This window comes from Maritimibacter sp., assembly GCF_016774595.1.
GTDB classification, from domain to species: domain Bacteria; phylum Pseudomonadota; class Alphaproteobacteria; order Rhodobacterales; family Rhodobacteraceae; genus Maritimibacter; species Maritimibacter alkaliphilus.
In genome coordinates this window covers 410,293-433,057 of record NZ_JACBWT010000001.1, presented here as the reverse complement: position 1 = coordinate 433,057, position 22,765 = coordinate 410,293, and the positions used below count along the sequence as shown (strand labels likewise).

General features: G+C 65.1%; 21 protein-coding genes. 15 read left to right on the top strand and 6 right to left on the bottom strand.

What is annotated here, in order from left to right:
- Positions 1 to 168 precede the first annotated feature (168 nt).
- Complete coding sequence (locus HOY44_RS02225) at positions 169 to 1,224, top strand: acyltransferase family protein (RefSeq protein WP_287432771.1); 1,056 nt, start codon at positions 169 to 171, stop codon at positions 1,222 to 1,224.
- A gap of 2 nt (positions 1,225 to 1,226) precedes the next feature.
- Positions 1,227 to 1,592 carry a thiol-disulfide oxidoreductase DCC family protein gene (locus HOY44_RS02220; protein WP_287432770.1) on the top strand — a complete coding sequence of 122 codons (366 nt, stop codon included), beginning with the start codon at positions 1,227 to 1,229 and terminating at the stop codon, positions 1,590 to 1,592.
- A 6-nt stretch (positions 1,593 to 1,598) separates the two neighbouring features.
- Here the strand turns inward: HOY44_RS02220 and HOY44_RS02215 are convergent, their stop codons facing one another.
- The 5 genes from HOY44_RS02215 to HOY44_RS02195 form a co-directional block, all read right to left on the bottom strand.
- Positions 1,599 to 3,014: a hypothetical protein gene (locus HOY44_RS02215; RefSeq protein ID WP_287432769.1), complete on the bottom strand. Its 1,416-nt coding sequence runs from the start codon at positions 3,012 to 3,014 to the stop codon at positions 1,599 to 1,601.
- Between the two features lie 114 nt (positions 3,015 to 3,128).
- On the bottom strand, positions 3,129 to 3,872 hold the full coding sequence (locus tag HOY44_RS02210; protein ID WP_287432768.1) for a maleate cis-trans isomerase family protein: 744 nt from the start codon (positions 3,870 to 3,872) through the stop codon (positions 3,129 to 3,131).
- Positions 3,869 to 5,026: a M24 family metallopeptidase gene (locus HOY44_RS02205; RefSeq protein WP_287432767.1), complete on the bottom strand. Its 1,158-nt coding sequence runs from the start codon at positions 5,024 to 5,026 to the stop codon at positions 3,869 to 3,871. The genes HOY44_RS02210 and HOY44_RS02205 overlap by 4 nt, the downstream gene beginning before the upstream one ends.
- A complete protein-coding gene (locus HOY44_RS02200) occupies positions 5,023 to 6,057 on the bottom strand; it encodes a pyridoxal-phosphate dependent enzyme (protein ID WP_287432766.1) in 1,035 nt (344 codons plus the stop codon). The genes HOY44_RS02205 and HOY44_RS02200 overlap by 4 nt, the downstream gene beginning before the upstream one ends.
- Entirely contained in the window at positions 6,058 to 7,452 is a 1,395-nt protein-coding gene (locus tag HOY44_RS02195) for an aminotransferase family protein (RefSeq protein ID WP_287432765.1), read from the bottom strand.
- 127 nt (positions 7,453 to 7,579) lie between these two features.
- Between HOY44_RS02195 and HOY44_RS02190 the strand changes: the two genes are divergently transcribed.
- From HOY44_RS02190 to HOY44_RS02170, 5 genes are all read left to right on the top strand, one after another.
- Positions 7,580 to 7,963, top strand: a complete 384-nt coding sequence (locus tag HOY44_RS02190) for an acyl-CoA thioesterase (RefSeq protein ID WP_287432764.1) — start codon at positions 7,580 to 7,582, stop codon at positions 7,961 to 7,963.
- Positions 7,964 to 8,051: 88 nt separating this feature from the next.
- Entirely contained in the window at positions 8,052 to 9,089 is a 1,038-nt protein-coding gene (locus HOY44_RS02185; RefSeq protein WP_287432763.1) for a phosphatase PAP2 family protein, read from the top strand.
- Between the two features lie 69 nt (positions 9,090 to 9,158).
- Complete coding sequence (locus HOY44_RS02180; protein ID WP_287432762.1) at positions 9,159 to 11,750, top strand: ATP-dependent helicase; 2,592 nt, start codon at positions 9,159 to 9,161, stop codon at positions 11,748 to 11,750.
- Between the two features lie 311 nt (positions 11,751 to 12,061).
- A complete protein-coding gene (locus HOY44_RS02175) occupies positions 12,062 to 12,859 on the top strand; it encodes a Hint domain-containing protein (protein ID WP_287432761.1) in 798 nt (265 codons plus the stop codon).
- A complete protein-coding gene (locus HOY44_RS02170) occupies positions 12,856 to 13,068 on the top strand; it encodes a hypothetical protein (protein WP_287432760.1) in 213 nt (70 codons plus the stop codon). The genes HOY44_RS02175 and HOY44_RS02170 overlap by 4 nt, the downstream gene beginning before the upstream one ends.
- A gap of 378 nt (positions 13,069 to 13,446) precedes the next feature.
- Here the strand turns inward: HOY44_RS02170 and HOY44_RS02165 are convergent, their stop codons facing one another.
- Positions 13,447 to 13,665, bottom strand: coding sequence for a DUF1127 domain-containing protein (locus HOY44_RS02165; protein WP_040885351.1), 219 nt, complete (start codon positions 13,663 to 13,665; stop codon positions 13,447 to 13,449).
- A gap of 275 nt (positions 13,666 to 13,940) precedes the next feature.
- Here HOY44_RS02165 and HOY44_RS02160 point away from each other — a divergent pair, with 275 nt between their 5' ends.
- The 8 genes from HOY44_RS02160 (at position 13,941) to HOY44_RS02125 (ending at position 22,765) form a co-directional block, all read left to right on the top strand.
- Entirely contained in the window at positions 13,941 to 15,020 is a 1,080-nt protein-coding gene (locus HOY44_RS02160) for an Mrp/NBP35 family ATP-binding protein (protein WP_287432759.1), read from the top strand.
- 42 nt (positions 15,021 to 15,062) lie between these two features.
- Complete coding sequence (locus tag HOY44_RS02155; RefSeq protein ID WP_287432757.1) at positions 15,063 to 15,521, top strand: VOC family protein; 459 nt, start codon at positions 15,063 to 15,065, stop codon at positions 15,519 to 15,521.
- 649 nt (positions 15,522 to 16,170) lie between these two features.
- Positions 16,171 to 16,668, top strand: coding sequence for a division/cell wall cluster transcriptional repressor MraZ (gene mraZ, locus HOY44_RS02150; RefSeq protein ID WP_008327718.1), 498 nt, complete (start codon positions 16,171 to 16,173; stop codon positions 16,666 to 16,668).
- Positions 16,668 to 17,657 (top strand): 16S rRNA (cytosine(1402)-N(4))-methyltransferase RsmH, encoded by a 990-nt coding sequence (rsmH, locus tag HOY44_RS02145; RefSeq protein ID WP_287434717.1) that lies wholly within the window; start codon positions 16,668 to 16,670, stop codon positions 17,655 to 17,657. Before mraZ ends, rsmH begins: the two co-directional genes overlap by 1 nt.
- 6 nt (positions 17,658 to 17,663) lie before the next feature.
- Positions 17,664 to 18,050 carry a cell division protein FtsL gene (ftsL, locus tag HOY44_RS02140; RefSeq protein ID WP_040885354.1) on the top strand — a complete coding sequence of 129 codons (387 nt, stop codon included), beginning with the start codon at positions 17,664 to 17,666 and terminating at the stop codon, positions 18,048 to 18,050.
- On the top strand, positions 18,047 to 19,837 hold the full coding sequence (locus tag HOY44_RS02135) for a peptidoglycan D,D-transpeptidase FtsI family protein (RefSeq protein WP_008327721.1): 1,791 nt from the start codon (positions 18,047 to 18,049) through the stop codon (positions 19,835 to 19,837). Before ftsL ends, HOY44_RS02135 begins: the two co-directional genes overlap by 4 nt.
- Before the next feature lie 19 nt (positions 19,838 to 19,856).
- Positions 19,857 to 21,344: a UDP-N-acetylmuramoyl-L-alanyl-D-glutamate--2,6-diaminopimelate ligase gene (locus HOY44_RS02130; protein WP_287432755.1), complete on the top strand. Its 1,488-nt coding sequence runs from the start codon at positions 19,857 to 19,859 to the stop codon at positions 21,342 to 21,344.
- Positions 21,341 to 22,765 (top strand): UDP-N-acetylmuramoyl-tripeptide--D-alanyl-D-alanine ligase, encoded by a 1,425-nt coding sequence (locus HOY44_RS02125; RefSeq protein WP_287432753.1) that lies wholly within the window; start codon positions 21,341 to 21,343, stop codon positions 22,763 to 22,765. The genes HOY44_RS02130 and HOY44_RS02125 overlap by 4 nt, the downstream gene beginning before the upstream one ends.

The following is a 22,765-nucleotide window of genomic DNA, read 5'->3' as shown; positions in this document are numbered from 1 at the left end:
TTCTCCCATCAGATGAGAACAAATATAGAACATGAGTGTTCTATTTCAAAGAACAAACGCTTCAACTGGCCGTGATGTTGCACAATTTGTGGGGGTGGCCCGGAATTTCGCCACAACATTGTCCGATTTGGTGCCTAACCACGGGGCATGTCGACGGACCGAACATCGGTGCCACGCACCCCCCGGCTGCTCGCCCCGTTCGAAGGGTTTCGCGGGCTGGCGGCGCTGTCCGTGTGCCTTTACCACCTGCACCATGTGCCGGGGCTGTCCACGCTTACCGCGCGCCTGCCGGGGTTCTTCGGCTCCGGCTGGGTGTTCGTGGACGTGTTTTTCGTGCTGTCCGGCTGGGTGATCGCCCATGTCTATGCCGACCGGATCGCAGAGGGGAACGCCACGTTGCGCGCGTTCTTCGCGGCCCGCGTGGCCCGGCTCTGGCCGCTGCACATGGTCGTGCTTCTGGTCTGGTTCGCAATCGCGCCCGTTCTCTTCGGTGCGGCGGGGGCGGGTGCCTATGCGGATTGTCTGCCCCAACTCGCGACATTGAGTTTCACGTGGGGGCCGCTGGCCTGCGCGGCGCCGGTGCCGCCGGCCTGGTCGATCAGCGCCGAAAAGGTCGCCTATCTCGCGTTTCCGCTTCTGGTCGCTGCCGGACTGCTGCGCTCGACGCGCGGTGCGCTCGTGCTGATCGCGGTCGGGGTCGGCGGCTATCTGGCGATGCAGGCCCTCTGGGGCGGCTTCCACGTCTATGACGGGCGCGCACCGCTGCGTGCGCTGTCGGGGTTCTTCATCGGGGCCGGTCTCTGGCGGTGCCTGCGCGACGCCCCCTTGGCCGACCGCACTGCGACGCGATTTCAGTGGATCGCCGCGGCGGGTCTGATCGGCGGTATCGCCCTGAACCTGCCGCCGCTCTTTCTGCTCGGCGCGAGCGTGCTTCTGATCGTCGGCGTCGCTATGGGGCACGGGCCGTTGGCGCGGTTTCTGTCGACCCGCCCGCTCCTGACCCTCGGACGTCTGAGTTTCGGGCTTTACCTTTGGCACTGGTTTGCGATCATGGCGCTGGCCAGACTGGGCGATGCGGCGACGCTGCCCTTGGCCCTGATCGCGGTCGTGGTCGTCTGTGTCGTCGCCGACCTGTCCTACCGCGCGGTCGAAATGCCGGCCCGGCACGCATTGCGGCGGGGCCTGTCCGGAAGCGGCGCACCCAAACGCGCCATGGTGGAGTGACCATGCAGATCGTCTACGACGGAGACTGCCCTTTCTGTTCGCGCTATGTCGCGATGGTCCGTCTGCGCGAAGCGGCCGGGCCTGTCGAACTGATCGACGCACGCAGCGATCACCCGGCGGCGCGCCGCGTGACGCAAGCGGGCTTCGATCTGGACGAGGGCATGGCGCTGATCGACGGCGACACGATCCACTTCGGGGACGAGGTGGTGCATCGGCTGGCGCTCATGAGCACGGGGTCCGGCGCGTTCAATAGGCTGAACGCGCATATCTTCCGCTCGCCGCGCGTGGCGCGGATGCTCTATCCGGTGATGAAAGCGGGCCGAAACGCGACGCTCACCCTGATGGGGCGGCGCAAGATCGGGGGCTGACCCCGATCAGTGCGAACAGACCTTGGGGCGGGTCCAGTCGACCGGCTTGAAGGTCAGGAATTTCCGCGCCGCGATCCCATGGGAGAGGTAGGTGTTCGTCCAGCCCGATGCGGTCGAGACGGGCCCGGACGCCGTCGCGACCGTCACCTCCAGCCCCGGGGTCAGCGCCAGCATCCGGTCCAACTCATAGCGCACAAGGTCATATCCCGGTGCGATGTAGCGCGCATCGAACTGCGGGCTGTTGGATGCGATCGGGGTCACGAGGTCGGACTGATAGGACGCGCCGAAGGGCAGAACCCCGTGGAACAGATGATTGGTCTCGCCCCCTTCTGTGTGAAGGTTCGAGAACATGGCCACCGAGCTTTCGGTCTTGAGACCCAGATAGGGGCTCCACCCGTTCGCGAAGTACAGAAGCGGAATAAGCACCAGCCAGCCTGCGCGATAGCCCTGTTTGCGCCCGCCGTCGCGCGGCATGAACAGGATCAGGAAGGCATAGAACCCCAGCGCGTAGACGGCGAAGAACGGCATGAAGGCGCGGTCTTCGGGGATCAGGCGGTCGGGGGCGGAGAGCGCGCCCATCGCGGCCACGTAGGCCAGCACGAACAGCACCAGCGCACCGCGCCCGATTTTCAGCGCGGTGTCCCGGCTGCCGGTCCAGCGGGCCAGGGCGTCATGGGCGTTGGTGAACACCTCTTTCGGCAGGAACAGCGCGTAGAGCACCAGAACGATGGTCGAGAAATCCTTGTAATAGGCATATCCGGTGAAACCGATGATGATGTGGAACGGGACGCCGATCAGGATGCCGATGGTCTTGAGCCGCGGAATGAACAGGGCGACCATGGCGATGCCTTCGATGATGAAGGTCGCGTAGATCGCGCCATAGTGCCCGAACCCCCAGTCGCCCAGCCCGACACCCGTGGTCAGCGCCTTGTACAGCACGACCGCGCAGCTCACCGCCGGGTCGAGGAAGTCGATGTTGATCTTGTGGTAGATGCCGAAGAAATACATCGCCGGCAGGATCAGTCGCCCCGCCGAGGCGATGCGGTGAAAGAACGCCTCGCGCCCCTCCGGCCCGGTGGGGCGCAGGTAGAAGAGCGCACCCAGAACGACGAGCGAGAACGCGAACGAGGTCGTCTGGTTGTTCGACGCCACGGGCGAATTGAGGATGTAGGTCGCGCTCCACGCGAAGGCGTTGATCGCGAGGATGCCCCACAGACGCGGCATGACTATGCCTGCGACGCTCAAGCCCATGAACACCGCGTGGATCGCGGCGGGCAGGGGCGTGCCGCCCATTGTCAGGCCCCAGATCTGGAAGAAATAGATCGACGACAGCAGCGTGACGAGGCCAAGCCGGTCCATCGGCTGCGCGGCGATGCGCGGAAGCGTGAACGGTTTGACTTGACCTGCGCCGACTTGTTCCATCTCAGCCCCAATGCCACTTGAAAGAACCACTGTTTCCACGTCGGCATAAATGGAAAATGCGGTGAAATGTGGGCGGGACTGTCCGGGTTTTGCGACGAAAGCGCGGGTTTCGGATCAGAGCCGCGCCAGCCGACCCGGTGTGCCGGGGGCCAGCGCCACATCCGACAGCCGCGCCATGTGCCACGCAAGGACGAGGTTCGACGACAAGACGGGCATGGAAAGCCGGGTTTCGAGGTCGTCGATGATCCCGAGCGTGCGAAGGTTCGTGCAGGACATGAACAGCGCGTCGACGCCGCCGGGTTCGACCAGCCGTTCGGCGGCGGCTATGATCGACGCCGGCGCGATCCGGGCGACCTTGGCTTCGGTCGACACGTTGAAACTTCCGAACAGAGGTGTCTCGACACCCCCTTCTGCGAGCACCTTGCAGATCCGATCCGACACTTCCGCAAGGTAGGGCGACAGAAAGGCGATGCGCCGGACCCCAAGCGCCGCGCAGGCGGCGAGAAGCGCCGAGACGGGTTCGGTGACGGCCCGCGTCTGTGCCCCGCCCGAGACGAGGGCGGCCACCTGCGCGCGCCCGATCTGGGCCGTGCCGGATGTGCAGCCATAACCGACCGCTGCGAAGCGGGTCCATGGGCAGAGAAGCTCGGCACTCGCCCCCAGATCGCCCTCCATCGCCGCCAGCGTCTCGGGCGTCACGTCCGCGCCCGACCGGATGCGGGTGAATTGCAGTTCGACCTCCGGCCCGAACAGCCTGCGGAAATCCTGCTCCACGGTTTCGTCGGATTGCAGGACGATCAGGCCAAGCTGGGTCGGAAACACCTCGACCGGCTCGTATGGGAAGACCCGGAAACTCATGGGTCGACCTGTGGTATCGCGTGGCCGACCGGCATGGTCAGCCAGTCCGCGCCATCCTCGGTGACGACGATGTTTTCCTCGTGAACCATGATGCCCGTCTGCGTTTCGACCACGGGTTCCAGCGTCAGCACCATGCCGGGGACGAGCGGCGTGTGGTCGGCGGGGATGAGCGACGGGGGTTCGGTGAGTTGCATCCCAAGCCCGTGGCCCAACCGGCCCTTCACGGAGGTGTCGCCGCCGGTCAGGACCAGGTTCATCGCGGCATAGACCTCGGCGGGTGTCGCGCCCGGTCGGGCGGCTTCGAACCCGGCATGGGTCGCGTCGATCAGGCGGGCATGGGCGCTTTGCACGTCGTCCGATGGCGCGCCAATCGAGAAATTCCTGTCGAAGTCGCAGAAATACCCGTCCCACACCGCGCCCGTATCGAGCATCAGGACGCAGCCCTCTTCGAGCGGTGCGTTGGTGGCGGGCGAGATCACGTCGCCATAGCCGCCCGGCGCGGCCGCGCCAGCCAGATAGGGCACCCAATCCGCGCCTTCGTCGAGCAGGAGCGACTGGAACGAACGAAAGACGGTGGACAGGGGAATGCCCGCACCGGCGATGTCGTTCACCCGCGCGAATGCGGCCTCGGCGATCCCGCAGGTCCACCTGATCTTGGCGATCTCGGCCTTGGATTTGACCATCCGCGCCGAACGAAGGATCGCGGCATCGTCACAGAACACCCGGTCGGGCAGGCGGTCGCGCAGCGTCGTCCAGTCCTGAAGCGGCATACGCAGATGCGTTTCCGGGCCGGACGGCACGCCGATCCTGCCGCGTTTCGGGGCGACCTCGGCCAATGTGTCGGCCAGAAGGGAAACGCCGTCGTCGGTATAATCCGGCGACACCCAGGTCCGGATGTCGTCGATCCAGGTTTGCCGCATCAGATGCGCCCCGATTTCCGGGATCACCGCGATGGGCTTGCCGGAGGCCGGGACCACGAGGAACCAGGGGCGGGTGGGGCTTTCCCAGAACCGCGTGAGAAACCCGGTGAGGTATCGCACCTCGGGTTCGGTGGTCAGAAGCAGCGCCGAAAGGTCGTGTTCGGCCATGCGCGACTGGATATTCGTCAGCCGTTCGGAATACTCGGTTTCGGGGAAGCCGCGCGGGTGGGTCATGCTGTTTCCGACAGGATGGTAAGTATACTGGCTTTCTGGGTGGTCCCGACCTCATCCGGCAGGCCCGCGACCAGCGCGGCAAGGCCAGCCGCGCCGGACGGGGTCGAGGGCAATCCCGCCGCCTCGACCAGGTCGCATCCGGCCTGCGCCTCGCTTTCGGTGATCGTCACGAACCAGTCCGCGTCGCGGGCAAGGCCCTTCAACGCGATGAGCGAGGGCATCTTGCAGTCGAGCCGCCCCATGATCGACACCGGCCCTTGGCTTTCGGTGGGCGCGCCCGCCTCGATGGAGCCGATCAGCGCCGGGGCGGCCTCAGGCTCGACGACCAGGATCACGGGGTCATCGCCCCAGATGCGCCGCGCATGTGCCGCCGCCGCGCCCGCCAGACCGCCGACGCCGGCCTGTAGCAGGATGTGGCTGGGCGACTCCGGCAATTGGCTGGCGGCCTCGGCCATGAGGATCAGGTAACCCTCCATTAGGGTTCTGGGCATTTCGGTGTAGCCCGGCCATGAGCTGTCCGACAGAAGCGTAAGGCCCTCGTCCGCCGCCTCGGCCTCGGCCGTCGCCATGCTTTCCTCATAGGTCGCCCCGGCGCGCCGCACCTCGGCCCCCTCGGCGCGAAGGCGTTCCGCGAAGCTTTCGGGCACTGTGTCCGCCAGATAGATGCGTGACGTCGCGCCGAACGCGGCGGCCCCGGCGGCCACCGACAGACCGTGATTTCCCGCGCTGGCGGCCACGTATGTGCGCCCCGCGGCCCGCCCTTCGGCGGCATCGCAGGCGATGACATGCGCCGCGCCCAACGCCTTGAAGCTGCCCAGCCCCATGCGCGCGCGTTCATCCTTGACGAAGACGCGCGCCACACCGGCCGCATCGGCAAGGTCCGCGCTTGGCAGAAGCGGCGTTATCCGGTGGCGCGGGCAGCGCGCCACACGGGCCAAGGCCGGGTCGGCATCGTCCAGCGGAAAGGGAATGTCGGCGAGGGCCGGGTGATCCAGCCCCGCGCCACGATAGGGGTTTCGAACCGCCCGCACCTAGCCGAAGACGGCGGTCAGAGCGCCGTCCACCGCTTCCGTGATCGCGTCGATATCGGCGGGCGTGGCGATCAGGGCGGGCGAGAAGCACAGGACGTTGTTCAGGCCCGGAACAGACCGGTTGGACGCCCCGATGATGACACCGCGCTCGGCGCAGCCCGCGACGACCTTGCCGATGTCGGCCTCGCTCACCGGCTCTTTCGTGCCCCGGTCCCGAACCAGCTCCAGGCCCTGAAACAGGCCTAGTCCGCGCACGTCGCCGATCACCTCGTGTTTCGCTTCGAGGGCCTTGAGGTTGGCAATCAGCCGCTCGCCCATCTTTTCGGCGTTCTCAACCAGCCCTTCGTCCTCGATGATCCGCATGTTTTCCAGCGCCGCCGCCGGGCCGCCGGTGCAGCCTCCGAAGGTCGAGATGTCGCGGAAATGGTCGAGCGGGTCGGAAGGGTCGGACTTGAACAGGTCGAACACCTTTTCGGTGGTGACGCAGCAGGCGATTGCGGCGTACCCCGAGGCCACGCCCTTCGCCATCGTCACGAAATCCGGTTCGATCCCGTAATGCTGGTAGCCGAACCATTTGCCGGTCCGGCCCATGCCGCAGACCACCTCGTCGATATGCAGGAGCACGTCGTATTTGCGGCAGATCTCCTGCACCCGGTCCCAGTAGCCGGGGGGCGGGGTGATGACGCCGCCGCCCGCCGTGATCGGCTCGAGGCAGAGCGCCCCCACGGTGTCCGGGCCTTCGCGCAGGATCACCTCTTCGATCGCGTCGGCGGCCTTATGTCCGTATGCCTCGCCCGAGAGATCCCCCCATCCCTGATCGGCGGCGCGGTATTCCATACAATGCGGCACGCGCACGAAATCGGGCGTGAGCGGTCCGTATTGCATCACACGCTCGTCCTGACCGCCCGCGCTCATCGTGCCGATGGTGCCGCCGTGATAGTCGCGGTCGCGGTAGAGGATCTTGGTCTTCTTGCCGCCATAGCGTTTGTGCGCGATCTGGCGCACCATCTTGAACGCCTTCTCGTTCGCTTCGGAACCGGAGTTGCAGTAGTAGACCCGGCTCATCCCCGGCATTTTCTCGATCAGCTTTTCGGCGAAAATGGCGCCCGGGATCGTCCCGGCGGCGCCCGCGAAATAGTTCATTTTCACAAGCTGTTCGCGCACGGCATCGGCGATGGTTTCACGCCCGTAGCCGACGTTCACGGTCCAGACCGCACCCGAAACGGCATCGATGAACTCGCGCCCGTGCTGGTCCCAGACGCGAATGCCCTTGCCTTCGACGATGATACGCGGCTCGCCCGTCTCGAACGGTTTGTGCTGGACGAGGTGGTGCCAGACATGCGCCTTGTCGGCCTCGACCACATGGGAAATGTCGTTGTCGGTATAGCCGTCCACGGGGACCTCCTGTCGGGTTTTGTCTTTTTGATCAAAAAAACCCTATGAGCGGCGTCGGGCGATGTAAATGGACGACTTGCTCTGCGGGCCCGCCGCTATAGGGTGGCCCTCACAAAAGGAGATCGCCATGTCCGAGATCATGCCCGAGGGCCACGCCGTTCTGCGCACCGTCGCCATGCCCGCCGATGTCAACAGCGCGGGCGACATCTTCGGCGGCTGGGTTCTGAGCCAGATGGACATCGCGGGCGGCATCATCGCGGGCGAGAGGGCGTCGGGCCGGGTCGCCACCGTGGCCGTCGAGGCCATGAAGTTCATCCGCCCGGTCAAGATCGGTGACATTCTGTGCATCTATGGCGAAGTGGCGCGGGTCGGCACCACATCGGTCGCGGTCCGGCTGGACGCCTGGGTCGTGCGCGGGCAGGGCAAGACGAACGAGAAGGTGACCGAGGGCATCTTCACCTTCGTCGGGCTCGATCACGAGGGAAACAAGCGACCGATTGACAACAGTTGAGATCGCTTTGCGCCTTGGCGCGCGCGAACAATTGCACGGGCGGCAGAGGTTGCACAGAGTGCGGCCAACGAACGCCACAGGAATTGTCATGTTCTTTCGTCCGCTGCGCCTGTTCGGCGTCTGTCTTCCGAAACTGATCTTCGCTCTGGTCTTCGTCGCGCTCTGGATCGCGCAGCCGGCACGGTCGCAGAACGTGTTCCACTTCGGAAACCACATTCCCAGCTTTCACGGCGGCTACTACATCAACGGTATCCCGTCCTCGGCGTTCATCGACACGGGGGAAAACCGGTTCCAGAAGGCCGGGCGCACCTTCGGCCAGTCCATCGGCGGGGTCGAAGGGGTGGCGAACGATCTGGCCGACATCGGCCTGTTTCCGTTCCGCGAGCCGCTTCTGTTCGGGGCGGCGGCGCTGGGCGTCGGTGTGCTGGCGGCGAACGACTATGCCATCACGTCCTATTACAAGGACAACGTCGAACCGCTGTTCGCGGGCTTCAACCTGCCGCCCATCGTGCCGCGCACACGCACGAGCCCTCTGCGGTTCCTGTCCGTCGAAGATCAGTATCTGGTCGCGGGGATCGGCGCGACCTACGCCTATGGCATCGCCTTCAACGACGAACGCGCGCAGGTGGCGGCGCTCTTGTCGACCAAGGCCGTCGCCTATTCCTATCTCGTGTCGCAGGTGCTTTTGAAACCCGTGTTCGGGCGGGTCCGCCCGTCGCGCGATCTGTCGTCCTACGGCGGGCCGGTCGACGTCATCGACCGCAGCGGGCGCAGTCCGAACCCCTATAACTGGGGCAATGCCGTGCCCGTGTCGCTGACGCCCTCGAACTTTGGCACCTCGTTCCCCAGCTTCCACTACACCGCCTATTTCTCGGTCGCGCGGGTCTATTCCGGGGTCTACGATAATTCATGGGTGCCCTATGTCGTGGCGGGGGCGCTGCTGGCCTCGAACATCCGCAGCCACAACCACTGGGTCAGCGACATGGCGGCGGGCGCCCTGATCGGAACGGTGATCGGCCAGTCGATCCTGAACAACTACGCCGAACGGCGCGGCGGGCTGAACACGACCTTCACGCCGATCGTGTCGTCGTCCGGGATCGGTGCGCAGTTCTCCATGACCTTCTGACCGCCTACGCGGGAAGAACATACCCTGAACACCTTTTCCTCGCTCTGAGGCTGAGATAGGCTCACGGCCATGAGCAGCCATGACGACTCCCCAGCCATGTCCGGACCCCGCCCAAGCCTGAGCCAGATGGCCATGGCCGCGCGCCCGTCGCCCTATCTGGACGAACTGAACCCGGCGCAGCGCGAGGCGGTCGAGGCGCTCGACGGGCCTGTCCTCATGCTCGCGGGCGCGGGGACCGGCAAGACCAAGGCGCTGACCGCGCGGATCGCGCATCTGCTGAACACGCACACCGCCCGGCCGAACGAAATCCTAGCCGTGACCTTCACCAACAAGGCCGCGCGCGAGATGAAGGACCGCGTGGGCCGCCATCTGGGCGAGGCGGTCGAGGGGATGCCGTGGCTGGGCACCTTCCACGCGATCTGCGTGAAACTCCTGCGCCGTCATGCGGAACTTGTGGGTCTGAAGTCGAACTTCACCATTCTCGACACGGACGACCAGATCCGGCTGATGAAGCAACTCATCGCCGCCGAGAATATCGACGAAAAACGCTGGCCCGCGCGGCTTCTGGCCGGGATCATCGACAACTGGAAGAACCGGGCGATCACGCCGGACAAGATCCCGGCGGCGGATCATGCGCTGTTCAACAACCGGGGCGGCGAGCTTTACGCCGCCTATCAGGCCCGGCTGAAGACGCTGAACGCCGTCGATTTCGGCGACCTGCTGCTCCACATGGTCACGATCTTTCGTGAGCATGAGGACGTGCTGGCGCAGTATCAACGCTGGTGCCGCTACATCCTCGTGGACGAGTATCAGGACACGAACGTCGCGCAGTATCTGTGGCTTCGGCTCTTGGCGCAGGGACATCGGAACATCTGTTGCGTGGGCGACGACGACCAGTCGATCTATGGCTGGCGCGGGGCCGAGGTGGGCAACATCCTGCGGTTCGAAAAGGATTTTCCCGGCGCCAAGGTGATCCGGCTTGAGCAGAACTACCGCTCGACCGGCCATATTCTCGATGCGGCGAATGCGGTCATCGCGGGGAATGCGGAGCGGCTTGGCAAGAGTCTGTTCATGATGGGACCCGAAGGCCACAGGGTCCGTCTCATAGGGCATTGGGACGGAGAAGAAGAAGCTCGGTGGGTTAGTGAGGCAATTGTAGATCACCATAAAGGTCGATCATACGAGGCTCAGAACCGGTTCAATCCGCGATCCCGTGATTTTTCACAAGAGTTGGAACGTAGGGCGAAAGCGGGTCTTGGGCGGATAACTCGGCAAGAATTCGTCCGTAGGGCGTTCGAGAGTGGGCGAGCATACCGCGATTTGAAAACCCGAAATCTAGTGCTCCATCTCCTGAAAGATGAACCTTTCGCAGAGAACATGTACAAGTCGGTACTCGCCAGCCCCTTCGACCGTTTCAATCTTAACGAAATCGCCATCCTCGTGCGCGCCTCGCACCAGATGCGCGCCTTCGAGGATCGGTTCCTCACCATCGGTCTTCCCTACCGGGTCATCGGCGGCCCCCGCTTTTACGAGCGGATGGAGATCCGCGATGCCATGGCCTATTTCCGGCTCGCCGTCAGCCCGGACGACGATCTGGCGTTCGAGCGGATCGTGAACACCCCGCGCCGGGGCTTGGGCGACAAGGCGGTGCAGACGATCCAGCGCATCGCCCGCAGCCGGAACATTCCGCTGGTCGATGCGGCGGGCGTCTGTGTCGAGCAGGGCGAGATCAAGGGGAAGGGCGGCAAGGGGCTTGCCGACCTCGTGTCCGGCATCTTCCGCTGGCATAGTCAGGTGCGTGACGAGGCGGATACCCACGTCGAACTGGCCGAGATGATCCTGGAGGAATCCGGCTACACCGAGATGTGGCAGAACGACAAGACGCCCGAAGCGCCCGGTCGGCTCGAAAACCTCAAGGAACTGGTCAAGGCGCTGGAGGAATTCGACAATCTTCAGGGCTTTCTCGAACACGTCGCGCTCATCATGGACAATTCGTCGGGCGAGGAGGAAGAGAAGGTCACGATCATGACGCTCCACGCCGCGAAGGGGTTGGAATACCCCGCCGTGTTCCTGCCGGGGTGGGAGGACGGGCTGTTCCCGTCGCAACGCTCGATGGATGAGACCGGTCTCAAGGGGCTGGAGGAGGAGCGGCGGCTGGCCTATGTCGGCATCACACGGGCCGAGGAACTGTGCACGATTTCCTTCGCCGCGAACCGCCGCGTCTTCGGGCAATGGCAAAGCCAGATGCCCTCGCGTTTCATCGACGAACTGCCCGAAGATCATGTCGAGGTGCTGACGCCACCGGGCCTGTACGGCGGCGGCTACGGCGCGACGGCGAGCTTCGGCTCCGGCTCGTCTCTGGAAGAAAAGGCAGCGCGCGCAGATGCTTACAACTCGCCGGGCTGGAAGCGGATGCAGGCGCGCGGGGCCGAGCGTCACATGCACTCGCCCAATGAATCCCGCAATCTGACGATCAACGCGACCGCCGTGTCGTCCTTTACGCAGGGCGACCGGGTGTTCCACCAGAAATTCGGCTACGGCTATGTCATGGGGATCGAGGGCGACAAGCTCGACATCGAATTCGAGCACGCCGGATCGAAAAAGGTCGTCGCGAAGTTCATCGTTCCGGCCGATCGCGCGGGCGACGACGTCCCGTTCTGAGAATCGCGCCACGCGCCCCCGGCGACCGTCAGGCTTTCCACCGTTAGGACTTGTGACAAAGCGGCCGAAATGCGGCCCTTTCGCCCCATTCCAAGACTGAGGGTACGGTTTTCGTCACCCTTCACGGCTTTTGTGACGACTTCGACGCATATGGTCAGGTTTGCCTTACCAAAAAGCCGCCCGCGACCCTTTTCAGTCCCAGATTCTCCCAAACCTACCGGTAATCCATACCCACGCACGGCATCGGGGGATGCGTCGTGTGGGATCGAGAACGATTATCAAAAGGGGCGCCAGAAGGCGTCGAGCTGCCAATGGCCACGATTAGGGCTGTCAACACAGAGATTGCGAAAGCAACCGGCTCGAACATTAATTCGAGCGGGGACGAGTCGGATTTCGACCTTCCCCTCACCGACATGACCGATCTGGTCATCTACACGCCGCTTCTGGATTTCGACCCGTATCTGTTCGAACTGGGCGAGACGCATACGCTGACCTGGAACGACGGCGACGGTGCACATACGATGTACAACGCCGAGGTCGTGCGCTCGGACCTGAAGTGGGGCACCGCCAATCAGGGTGCCGTGGTCTTTGAAGGCACCGACACCGACGGCAATGCGACGCAGGTCCTCTGGACCCCCGACCTGAACGTGCACGAGTGGTATGCAAACACGCAGGCCGACGGCAAGCATCCGATGTTCTGGAACACGGATCAGCACCCTTCGACCTATGGCTATGTCTGTTTCGCCGCCGAAACCCGGATCGAAACCGATCGCGGACTGGTCCGTATCGACGAGATCGCGGTGGGCGACCGGGTCGCGACCCTCGACCACGGCTATCAAGAGGTGCGCTGGGTCGGTCACAGCCGCACGCGCGCCACGGGCGACGCGGCGCCGATCAAGTTCGAAGCCGGGGCGATGGGCCCGCACAAGACGCTTCGCCTGTCGCCCAACCACCGTGTCGTGCTGCGCGATCAGAAGATGAAGCAGGCCCTCGGTCGCGCCCAGGTGCTCGTCGCCGCCAAGGCTCTGGACGGTCGTCCGGGCATCAGCCGGGACGAGGGCGGCATGGTCGATTATTACAAAACACGCTTTTCGACCAGCATGAGGTGATCTTCGCCGAAGGGCTGGCCTGCGAGTCGCTCTATCTCGGTCAGGAAACACGCAAAATTCTGGATGCGGGCGAAACCGATCCGCGTGCGCAATACCCGGACCTCGACACGGTTCGTGGCATCCAGCACACGAAATCCGCCCGCCCGTTCATGGATGTGGGCCATGCCCGCGCCTATTTCGGCGCGCTCGACGCCTGCGAACCGGCCTGATCGGAAAAAGACACCCCCGGATAAAAGAAACGGTGACGCTCGGGAGGAGGTGAGCGCCACCGTTCTTTTGGCAATTGGCCTCAGGGAGGAGGAGAGGCCGTTTGCTTCGGTCGGGGTTGCCCCCGTATGTGTGCCCGTCAACCTCAGGGAGGAGGAAGAGGTCTTCAGGCTACGGTTGCCCCAGGGAGGAGGAGAGGGGCGTCCGATCTGTTAGCCGGTGGCACCCGGGAGGAGGTGGGCGCCACCGGCGATCCAGAACTTCCCGGGAGGAGGTGGGAAGGTCCGTATTGGGGACCCGGGCGCGTCAGGGAGGAGGAAGACGCTGGCCGGGTCATCGGGGAAACCTCAGGGAGGAGGAAGAGGTTCCCTCGAAACTCGTTATTTCTTTCCGTAGGCCGCTTCGCGGGCCAGGAACGGGATTTCGGCGCGGCTGATGCCGAGGTCTGCGAGGTCGCGACCGTCGAGCGCCTGAAGTTCGTTCAGCGTGGTGCGATACACCTTGCGCTGGGCGCGGGCTTCGCCGAAGGCTTTGAAAAGCGAGGACACGCGGTCGAGAAGGCCGTGGTCAGCGTGGCGGATGTCAGTTGCGTATGCCATTGTCGTCGTCTCTTTCTTTCGTCTGCGCCGCTGCTCCGGCGCCGTCTGTCTGGCGAAGCTGTATGCCTCGCTGCGTTGAGTTGAATTTGGGGTATTTGCTGCACCTGCACAATCCGGCGAATGGTCAATGCCGCTATGCAGCAATTGCATACGTAAGACTGACCTACTCAGTTAACCCTAGGTAAAGATGGGGGGATTACGGGCCGGGCAGGGGTGCCCCCTTGAGAAACAGGGCAGAATGGGCATCTATGCCCCGACTGTATAAGGAGAAAATGATGGCGCTCACACGTGATCGGGTGATGTCGGTTCTTGCCACCGTTTCCATGCCGGACAAGGGCGATCTGGCGTCCCGGGACATGATCCGGGCCCTCACCATCGACGGCGGGCACGTCAGTTTCATCATCGAAGCGCCCAGTCCCGAAGCGGCGGGGGCGATGGAACCCCAGCGCAAGGCGGCGGAATCGGCCATCGCCGCGCTCGACGGGGTCGAGAAGGTGACCGTGATTCTCACCGCCCATGGCGGGGCGCGGCCGCAGCCCAAGAAAGAAGCGCCGAACCTGCGCGTCGGCGGCCACCCGACCCCGCAGGCCGGGCCACAGGCGATTGCGGGCGTCAAGCGCGTGATCGCCGTGGCGTCGGGCAAGGGGGGCGTCGGCAAATCCACGGTTTCGTCGAACCTCGCCGTCGCGCTTGCCGCGGCCGGGCGAAAGGTCGGCTTGCTGGACGCGGATATTCTCGGCCCCTCGCAGGCGCTCATGATGGGTGTGACGGAAAAGCCGACGTCGTCGGATGGCAAACAACTCGACCCGCTGGTCGCCCACGGGGTCAAGGTCATGTCGGTCGGCGCCATCGTCGACCCCGATCAGGCGGTCGTCTGGCGCGGCCCGATGCTGATGGGCACGCTTCAGCAATTCGCGTTTCAGGTGAACTGGGGCGATCTCGACGTTCTGATCGTCGATTTGCCGCCCGGCACCGGCGACGTGCAACTGACGCTCGCGCAGAAGGTGGTGATGACCGGTGCGCTCGTCGTTTCGACGCCGCAGGACGTGGCGCTTCTGGACGCGCACAAGGCCATCGACATGTTCGGCAAGGTGAGCGTCCCGATTCTGGGGCTGATCGAGAATATGTCCTCTTACGTCTGTCCGAACTGCGGGCACGAGGCGCATCTGTTCGGCGAAGGCGGGGTCGCTAATGAGGCGCAGAAGATCGGCGCGCCGCTTCTGGCCCAGCTGCCCCTGTCGCTCGACGTGCGGCTGGCCGGGGATGCGGGCAAGCCCGTCGCCCTGACCGAAGGTGCGGTGGGCGAGGCCTATCGCGCCTTAGCGGCGGACCTGATCCAGCGCGGAATCGGTTGACCGGACGGGTCGGGGCGGGTTCCCTATCTGGGGGAGGCGCGCATGTCGAAAGTCCGGACCTGCCTTTGGTATGACGGCAACGGCCATGAGGCCGCGGCCTTTTATGTCTCGCTCATTCCCGGCTCCGACGTGACGGGCGAAATGGGTCGCACGCAATCCGGCGCGCCGCTCATGGTGAATTTCCATCTCGCGGGCGTGCCCTATCAGGCGCTGAACGGCGGGCCGACGTTCACGGCCAGCCCGGCGGCGTCGATCGCGGTCACCACCGAAGATCAGGATGAAACCGACCGCCTCTGGGCCGCGCTCACGTCGGATGGCGGGGCGGAAAGCCGCTGCGCCTGGTGCGTGGACAGGTTCGGCATCAGTTGGCAGATCGTGCCCAAGGACCTTCCGCGTTATGTCGGTGGACCTGACCCCGAAGGCGCACGCCGCGCCACCGAGGCGATGATGGGCATGACCAAGATCGACATCGCCGCACTCAGGGCCGCCTACGAGGGCTGACTGGCCCGGCCATGGTATTTCATGGTCCCGATGCTGAAATCGGCAGGTCGGACGGGATTTCATGGTACTCACGCCAAATCACCGACGTGGGATGTTCGATTTCTGCAATTTTTGGCCGATTCACCCTTGATTCGAGGCTGAATTCTCGGCATCAGACTGCCGGTTCCCGGGATTTCGTGGTGCGGGACGCGGAAAAACCCGAAAAAATCTCAAAAAAATCGCCCTGACTACATTTGGTGTTCGCGCTTTCGTGAACTCGCTAAATCCGGGGTTTTGTTCTCTCTTTGATCTACGAAATCTTGCGTTTCGCAGGTCCGCGAAACAACATCTGGTGGCGTGGTTCCATAAAAAGGGGTTGTTTCCCATGTAATCCCATGGCATCCCTAACTCATCGAAGAGACGGGAACATAACGGGGCGACAAAGAACCCCTGAAACATCTCCCAAGTCAGGTTTCATACAGGCACCCCGCCTCTTCGGAATTGAGAGATCCGACGCGTACGCGAGCAGACATCCCCCCAGGTGGCGCACGCGATCGGGCGAACCCAGAGATGGGACGAGGGCGGCGGATTGGGCAGTGGCAGCAGCTCAATCCGTCGTTTTCGTTTCTGGCGGACGAAGACGGCGAAGGGCAGATAGGAGCCGCGGACAGTGGCCGAAGTGTTTCTGAACGGTGGGCGTCACAAGGTTGACGCGAAAGGGCGGGTCTCGATCCCGTCCGGTTTCCGTTCGGTCCTGTCCGACTGCGATCCCAACTGGACCGAAGGTCTTCCCCCTCAGTTCTATATCGTTTTCGGTGACACGCGCCGCGATTACCTCGAATGTTTCACGGTCGAGGCGATGGACGAGGTCATCACCAAGATCAAGGCGATGCCGCGCGGGTCGAAGAACCGCAAGATCCTTGAATTCGTCTACTTCCAGGGCTCGCAGAAGATGTCGGTCGACGACACGGGCCGGATCGTTCTGTCGCAGAAGCTGCGCGACCGGATCGGCCTGACCGGCGAGGCCGAGTTCGTGGCCGCGGGCGACACTTTCCAGATCTGGCATCCCGACAAGTTCGCCGAGTTCGCCGAGGATCAGACTTCGGCGCTCGAAGAGCTGCCGCCCGACATGGATGTGGCCGAGCTTCTCGACGGGATCGATCTATGATGGTCGCTGCCGCCGCCAGACCCAGCCCGCATATCCCGGTCCTCCTCAGACCTCTGCTCGAAACGGTCGCGCCGGTGTCGGGTGTCTGGATCGACGGCACCTTCGGGGCGGGGAGTTATGCGCGCGGGCTGGTCGAAGCGGGGGCGGAGACCGTGATCGGCATCGACCGCGACCCGCTGGCGCATGAGATGGCCGAGGGCTGGCTGGCGGACTACGACGGACGTATCCGGCTGGAGCGGGGCACGTTTTCGGACATGGACGAAATCGCGGGCGACCCGGTCGACGGTGTCGTGCTCGACCTTGGCGTCTCCTCGATGCAACTCGACCTCGCGGAGCGCGGATTCTCCTTCATGCGCGACGGGCCGCTCGACATGCGCATGAGCCAAGAGGGGCCGACCGCCGCGGACCTCGTGAACGAGGCGTCGGAAGAAGAGCTCGCCGACATTCTCTATCATTACGGGGAAGAGCGCGCCTCGCGCCGCATCGCCCGTCAGATCGTCCGCGCGCGCGAGGCGGAAAGCTTCAAGACCACCGCGCAACTTGCGGAAACCGTTGAGAAATGCCTGCCTCGCCCGAAGCCGGGTCAAAGCCATCCGGCGACCCGCAGCTTTCAGGCCATCCGCATCGCGGTGAACGACGAATTCGGGCAACTGGCCGAGGGGCTGGAGGCTGCCGAGCGCGCGTTGAAGCCCGGCGGCAAGCTGGCCGTCGTCACCTTTCATTCGCTCGAAGACCGGGTCGTGAAACGCTTCCTGCAACTCGCCGCCTCCACGGGTGGGGGCGGTTCGCGTTATGCGCCCGCCGCCGAGGATCACACCCCGCGCTTCGACCTGACGCCGCGCCGCGCCATCGCGCCGGATGAGGAGGAGCTGGCCGAAAACCCCCGCGCGCGCTCGTCGCGGCTGCGTGTCGCGACCCGCACCGACGCGCCCGCCGAGCGCACCGACCGTTCCAAACTGGGCCTTCCTGCGCCCGCGTTCCGAGGCTGAGACATGATGCGTTCCGCTTTCTACGTCCTTGCCACACTGGCCGTCATGGGTCTGGGCTATTGGGCCTATGTCGAGAACTACAAGACCCAGCACGCGCTGGACGAGGTCGAAGATCTGCAACGCGAAATCGGGCAGATGCGCGAAAAGCTGGTCGTTCTGCGGGCCGAATGGGCCTATCTCAACCGGCCAGACCGCCTGCGCGATCTGGCCGAGATGAACTATGACCGCCTTGGGCTTCTGCCCCTGATGCCGGAGCAGTTCGGCAAGGTCGATCAGATCGCCTATCCGCAGGAAGACGCGTTCCCCTTCCTGTCCTCGGACGATTCGATCGACGTGCAGGGCAACCTCGTCGGCACCATCGATCCCTCGCCCGAGGGGGAGGATTTCCCATGACCCGCGTGCCGCTGCGCCCCTTGGCGCGCATCCTCGAAGCCCGCGCGCACGGCGGCGATCCCGATGCCATCGAGCGCGAGAACAAGCAGCGTCGGCATGAGGAAATGCGCGACCGGGCCCGGCTGCGGGCCGAAGGCCGCCTTTTGGTGCTGGCCGCGATGTTCTTTTGCGCCTTCGTGACCGTTGGGGTGAGGATGGGGATGCTTTCGTCCTCGGTCCCGTCCGAACCGCGCGCCTATGCGCCGGGCGCGCAGATTTCGCAGACCCGCGCCGATATCGTCGACCGGCAGGGCCGGCTGATGGCGACGAATTTCGTCACCCACGCGCTGTATGCCGAGCCGCCTAATATGGTCGAGCCCGCGCACGCGGCGGCGGAACTGGCCAGAATTTTTCCCGATCTGGAAGAGGACAAGCTGCTCGCGCTTTTCACCGGGCCGCGCAAATTCCTGTGGATCAAGCCGCAGATCAGCCCGGAGCAGAAGCAGGCGGTGCACGACATCGGCGAGCCGGGGCTGCTGTTCGGCCCGCGCGAGATGCGCCTCTACCCGAACGGCCCGGTCGCCGCGCATGTCATGGGCGGCGCACGTTATGGCGAACAGGCGGTGCAGGCCGCCGAACTGATCGGCGTCGCGGGCATCGAAAGCGCGTTCAACGACCGTCTGTCCGACCCGGCCCGCGCGGGCGAGCCGCTGATGCTGACGCTCGACCTGACCATTCAGGCGGCGGTGGAGCGTGTGCTGGCGGGCGGTATGACCGTGATGAATGCCAAGGGCGCGGCGGCGATCCTGATGGACGCGCATACCGGCGAGATCATCTCGCTCGCCTCGCTGCCCGATTTCGACCCGAACGACCGCCCCAGCCCGCTGACGACGGGGTTCGACCCCTCCGAAAGCCCGCTTTTCAACCGGGCGGTACAGGGCGTTTATGAACTCGGCTCGACCTTCAAGATCTTCGCGGCCGCTCAGGCGCTCGAGATGGGTCTGGTGAACCCGAACACCATGATCAACACGCGCGGGCCGATCAGGTGGGGCAAGCACCGGATCAATGATTTCCACGACTACGGTGCGGAACTGACGGTCAGTGACGTGATCGTGCGCAGTTCGAACATCGGAACGGCGCGGCTTGCCCAACAGATCGGGGCCGCGAACCAGCGCGAATTCCTCGACCGACTGGGCTTCACCAAGCCGACCGCGATCCAGTTGACCGAAGCGTCGGGGAGCCAGCCCTTGCTGCCCTCGAACTGGTCGGAACTGTCGACCATGACGATCTCCTACGGTCACGGCCTGTCGGCCTCGCCGCTCCACCTTGCCACCGCCTATGCCTCGCTTCTGAACGGCGGCACGCGCGTCACGCCGACGCTGGTGCGCACCGGGCCGGTCGCGCCCGGCCCGCGCGTGGTGAGCGAACGGACATCGGCGGTCGCGCGCGACATGCTGCGGCAGGTGGTGGCGTCCGACCACGGCACGGCGTCCTTTGCCGAGGTCGCGGGCTATCAGGTCGGCGGCAAGACCGGGACCGCCGACAAGCCCAAGCCGCGCGGGGGCTATTACGACGACAAGGTCATCGCGACCTTCGCCAGCGTGTTTCCCACGAACGATCCGAAATACATCCTGATCGTCACGCTGGACGAGCCGGTGGTGACGATCCTGAACGAGGCGCGGCGCACGGCGGGCTTCACCGCCGTTCCGGTCGCCGCCGAGATCATACGCCGCGTCGCGCCGCTTCTGGGTCTCAAGCCCGAGATTGAACAGCCCGGCCCGTTGGGTGTAACACTCACGGCGAACTGACGCCGCATCCGGGGGGATCATGGCACCGCAGAAAACGCTACCGCTCTCGGCACTCGGTCTTCGGGCCAAGGGTGGGCAGGACGTTGAAATCACAGGGCTTTCCGTAGACAGCCGGACCGTCAAGCCGGGGCATCTTTTTGCCGCGCTGCCGGGGTCCAAGCTGCACGGCGGGGAATTCATCCAATACGCCCTGCGCATGGAAGCCGGCGCGATCCTGACCGACCGCGAAGGCGCGCGGATCGCCGCCGACGAACTGGCCGCGTCCAAGGCCGCGCTTATCGTGACCGAAGACCCGCGCGCCGCGTTGGCCTATGCCGCGGCCCTCTGGTTCGGGGCGCAGCCCGAAGTGATGGTCGCCGTCACCGGCACCAACGGCAAGACCTCGGTCGCGAGCTTCACGCGCCAGATCTGGACGGAACTGGGCCTGATGGCCGCCAACATCGGCACCACCGGGGTCGAAGGCGCCTTTGCCGCGCCGTCGCCCCACACCACGCCGGAACCGATCACGCTGCACCGCCTGCTGGCCGAGATGTCCGGGGCCGGGGTTACGCACGCGGCGATGGAGGCATCCTCCCACGGGCTCGACCAGCGACGGCTCGAAGGCGTGCATCTGGCGGCAGCGGGGTTCACGAATTTCACGCAGGATCACCTCGACTACCACGCCAGTTTCGATGACTACTTCCGCGCCAAGGCCCGGCTGTTCAACCGGGTGCTGCCCGATGACGGTGTGGCGGTGCTGAACGTCGACGACCCGCGCGGTCGCGAGTTGGAAGAGATCGCGCAGGAGCGCGGGCAGGAGGTCATATCCATCGGGCGGACCGAGGATTGCACCCTGCAATTGACCTCGCAACGCTATCACATGACCGGCCAGCAGATCCGCTTTCTCTACAACGGGCGCCCGCAGACCGTGCAGCTTGACCTGATCGGCGGGTTTCAGGCGGAAAACGTGCTTGTCGCCGCGGGCCTCGCCATCGCGTCGGGCAGCGACCCGGATGAGGTGTTCGCCACTTTCCCGGCGCTCACCACGGTCCGGGGCCGGATGCAACTGGCCGCCAAGCGCGACAACGGTGCCGCGATCTTCGTGGACTACGCGCATACACCCGACGCACTCGCCACCGCGCTCGAAGCCCTGCGCCCGCATGTCATGGGCAAGCTCGTGGTCGTGTTCGGCGCGGGCGGCGACCGGGACACCACGAAGCGCAAGCTGATGGGCAAGGCGGCGGCGGATTATGCCGATGTGGTGATCGTCACCGACGACAATCCCCGCACCGAAGACCCGGCCGCGATCCGGGCGATGGTGCTGGAGGGCTGCCCCGACGCCAACGAATACGGCGACCGGGCCGAGGCGATCCTGCGCGGCGTCGACATGCTCGACCCCGGCGACGCGCTTCTGATCGCGGGCAAGGGACACGAGACCGGGCAGATCGTCGGTGACGACGTGTTGCCCTTCGACGATGCCGAACAGGCCAGCGTGGCCGTCGCGGCGTTGGAAGGGCGTCTCGCATGAACCTGTGGACCGCCGCCGAGGCGGCTGCCGCCACCGGGGGCAATGCCACGACCGACTGGACCGTGTCTGGGGTTTCGATCGACACCCGGACTTTGCAGCCCGGCGACCTGTTCGTGGCGCTGGCGGACGTGCGCGACGGGCATGACTTCGTGAAGGATGCACTCGCCAAGGGGGCAGGGGCCGCGATGGTCTCGCGCATCCCCGAGGGCGTGCGCACCACCGATCCTCTGCTGGTGGTGGACGACGTGCTGCCCGCGCTCGAACGTCTGGGTGCGGCTGGACGGGCGCGCACGCAGGCGCGGGTGGTGGCGATCACCGGGTCGGTCGGCAAGACCTCGACCAAGGAAATGCTGGCCACCGTGCTTGACCGTCAGGCCCGCTGTCATGCGGCCGAAGCGAGCTACAACAACCACTGGGGCGTGCCGCTGACGCTGGCCCGGATGCCGCGCGAGACGGATTTCGCCGTGATCGAGATCGGGATGAACCATCCCGGCGAGATCGCGCCGCTGACCCGCCTGGCCCGCCCGCATGTCGCGCTCATCACCACCGTCGCCGCCGTCCACCTGGAAGCGTTCGAGAATGTCGAAGGCATCGCACGGGAAAAGGCCGCGATCTTCGAGGGGTTGGAGCCTGCGGGTGTCGCGATCCTGCCGGGTGAGATCGACACCACCACGATCCTTCTGGCCGAGGCCGACAAGCGCGCGGGCCGGGTCGAGACTTTCGGGCTGGGCGCGGCCAATACGCTGCAACTCACCCACCTCGACCTGACAGACACCGCGACCGTGGCCCAGATCGAGGTGGGCGAGGTCACGCATTTGGTGCGTCTCGCCACGCCGGGGCGCCACTTCGCGATGAACGCGGTGGCGGTGCTCGGCGCGGTGCGTGCGCTGGGAGGAGACGTGACGCTGGCCGCCCGCGATCTGACCTTCTGGACCCCGCCCGCCGGGCGCGGCACCCGTGAATTCGTCCAACTCGACCCGGTCGAGCGCGAAGGAGTCACGCTGATCGACGATGCCTTCAACGCGAACCCCACGTCGATGGCCGCCGCGCTCGAGGTGCTGGCCGCCACCAAGCCCGCCCACGGACACGGCCGCATCGCGCGCGGTCGGCGGGTCGCCGTGCTGGGCGATATGCTGGAACTGGGGCCGGACGAGGCCGCGCTTCACGCGGGCCTTGCCGACCTCGACCACCTCGACGCGGTCGATCAGGTGCATTGCGCCGGGCCGCTGATGCATCACCTCTGGGCGGCGCTGCCCGCCGAAAAACAGGGGCGCTGGTCTGAAAAGGCCGAGGATCTGGCCGCCGAAGCCCACAACCTCATCGACGCCGGCGATGTTCTGCTGGTGAAGGGCTCGAAGGGCAGCCGCGTCTCGCGCGTGGTTGACGCCATCCGAAAACTGGGCCATCCGCAAGACGCTTAA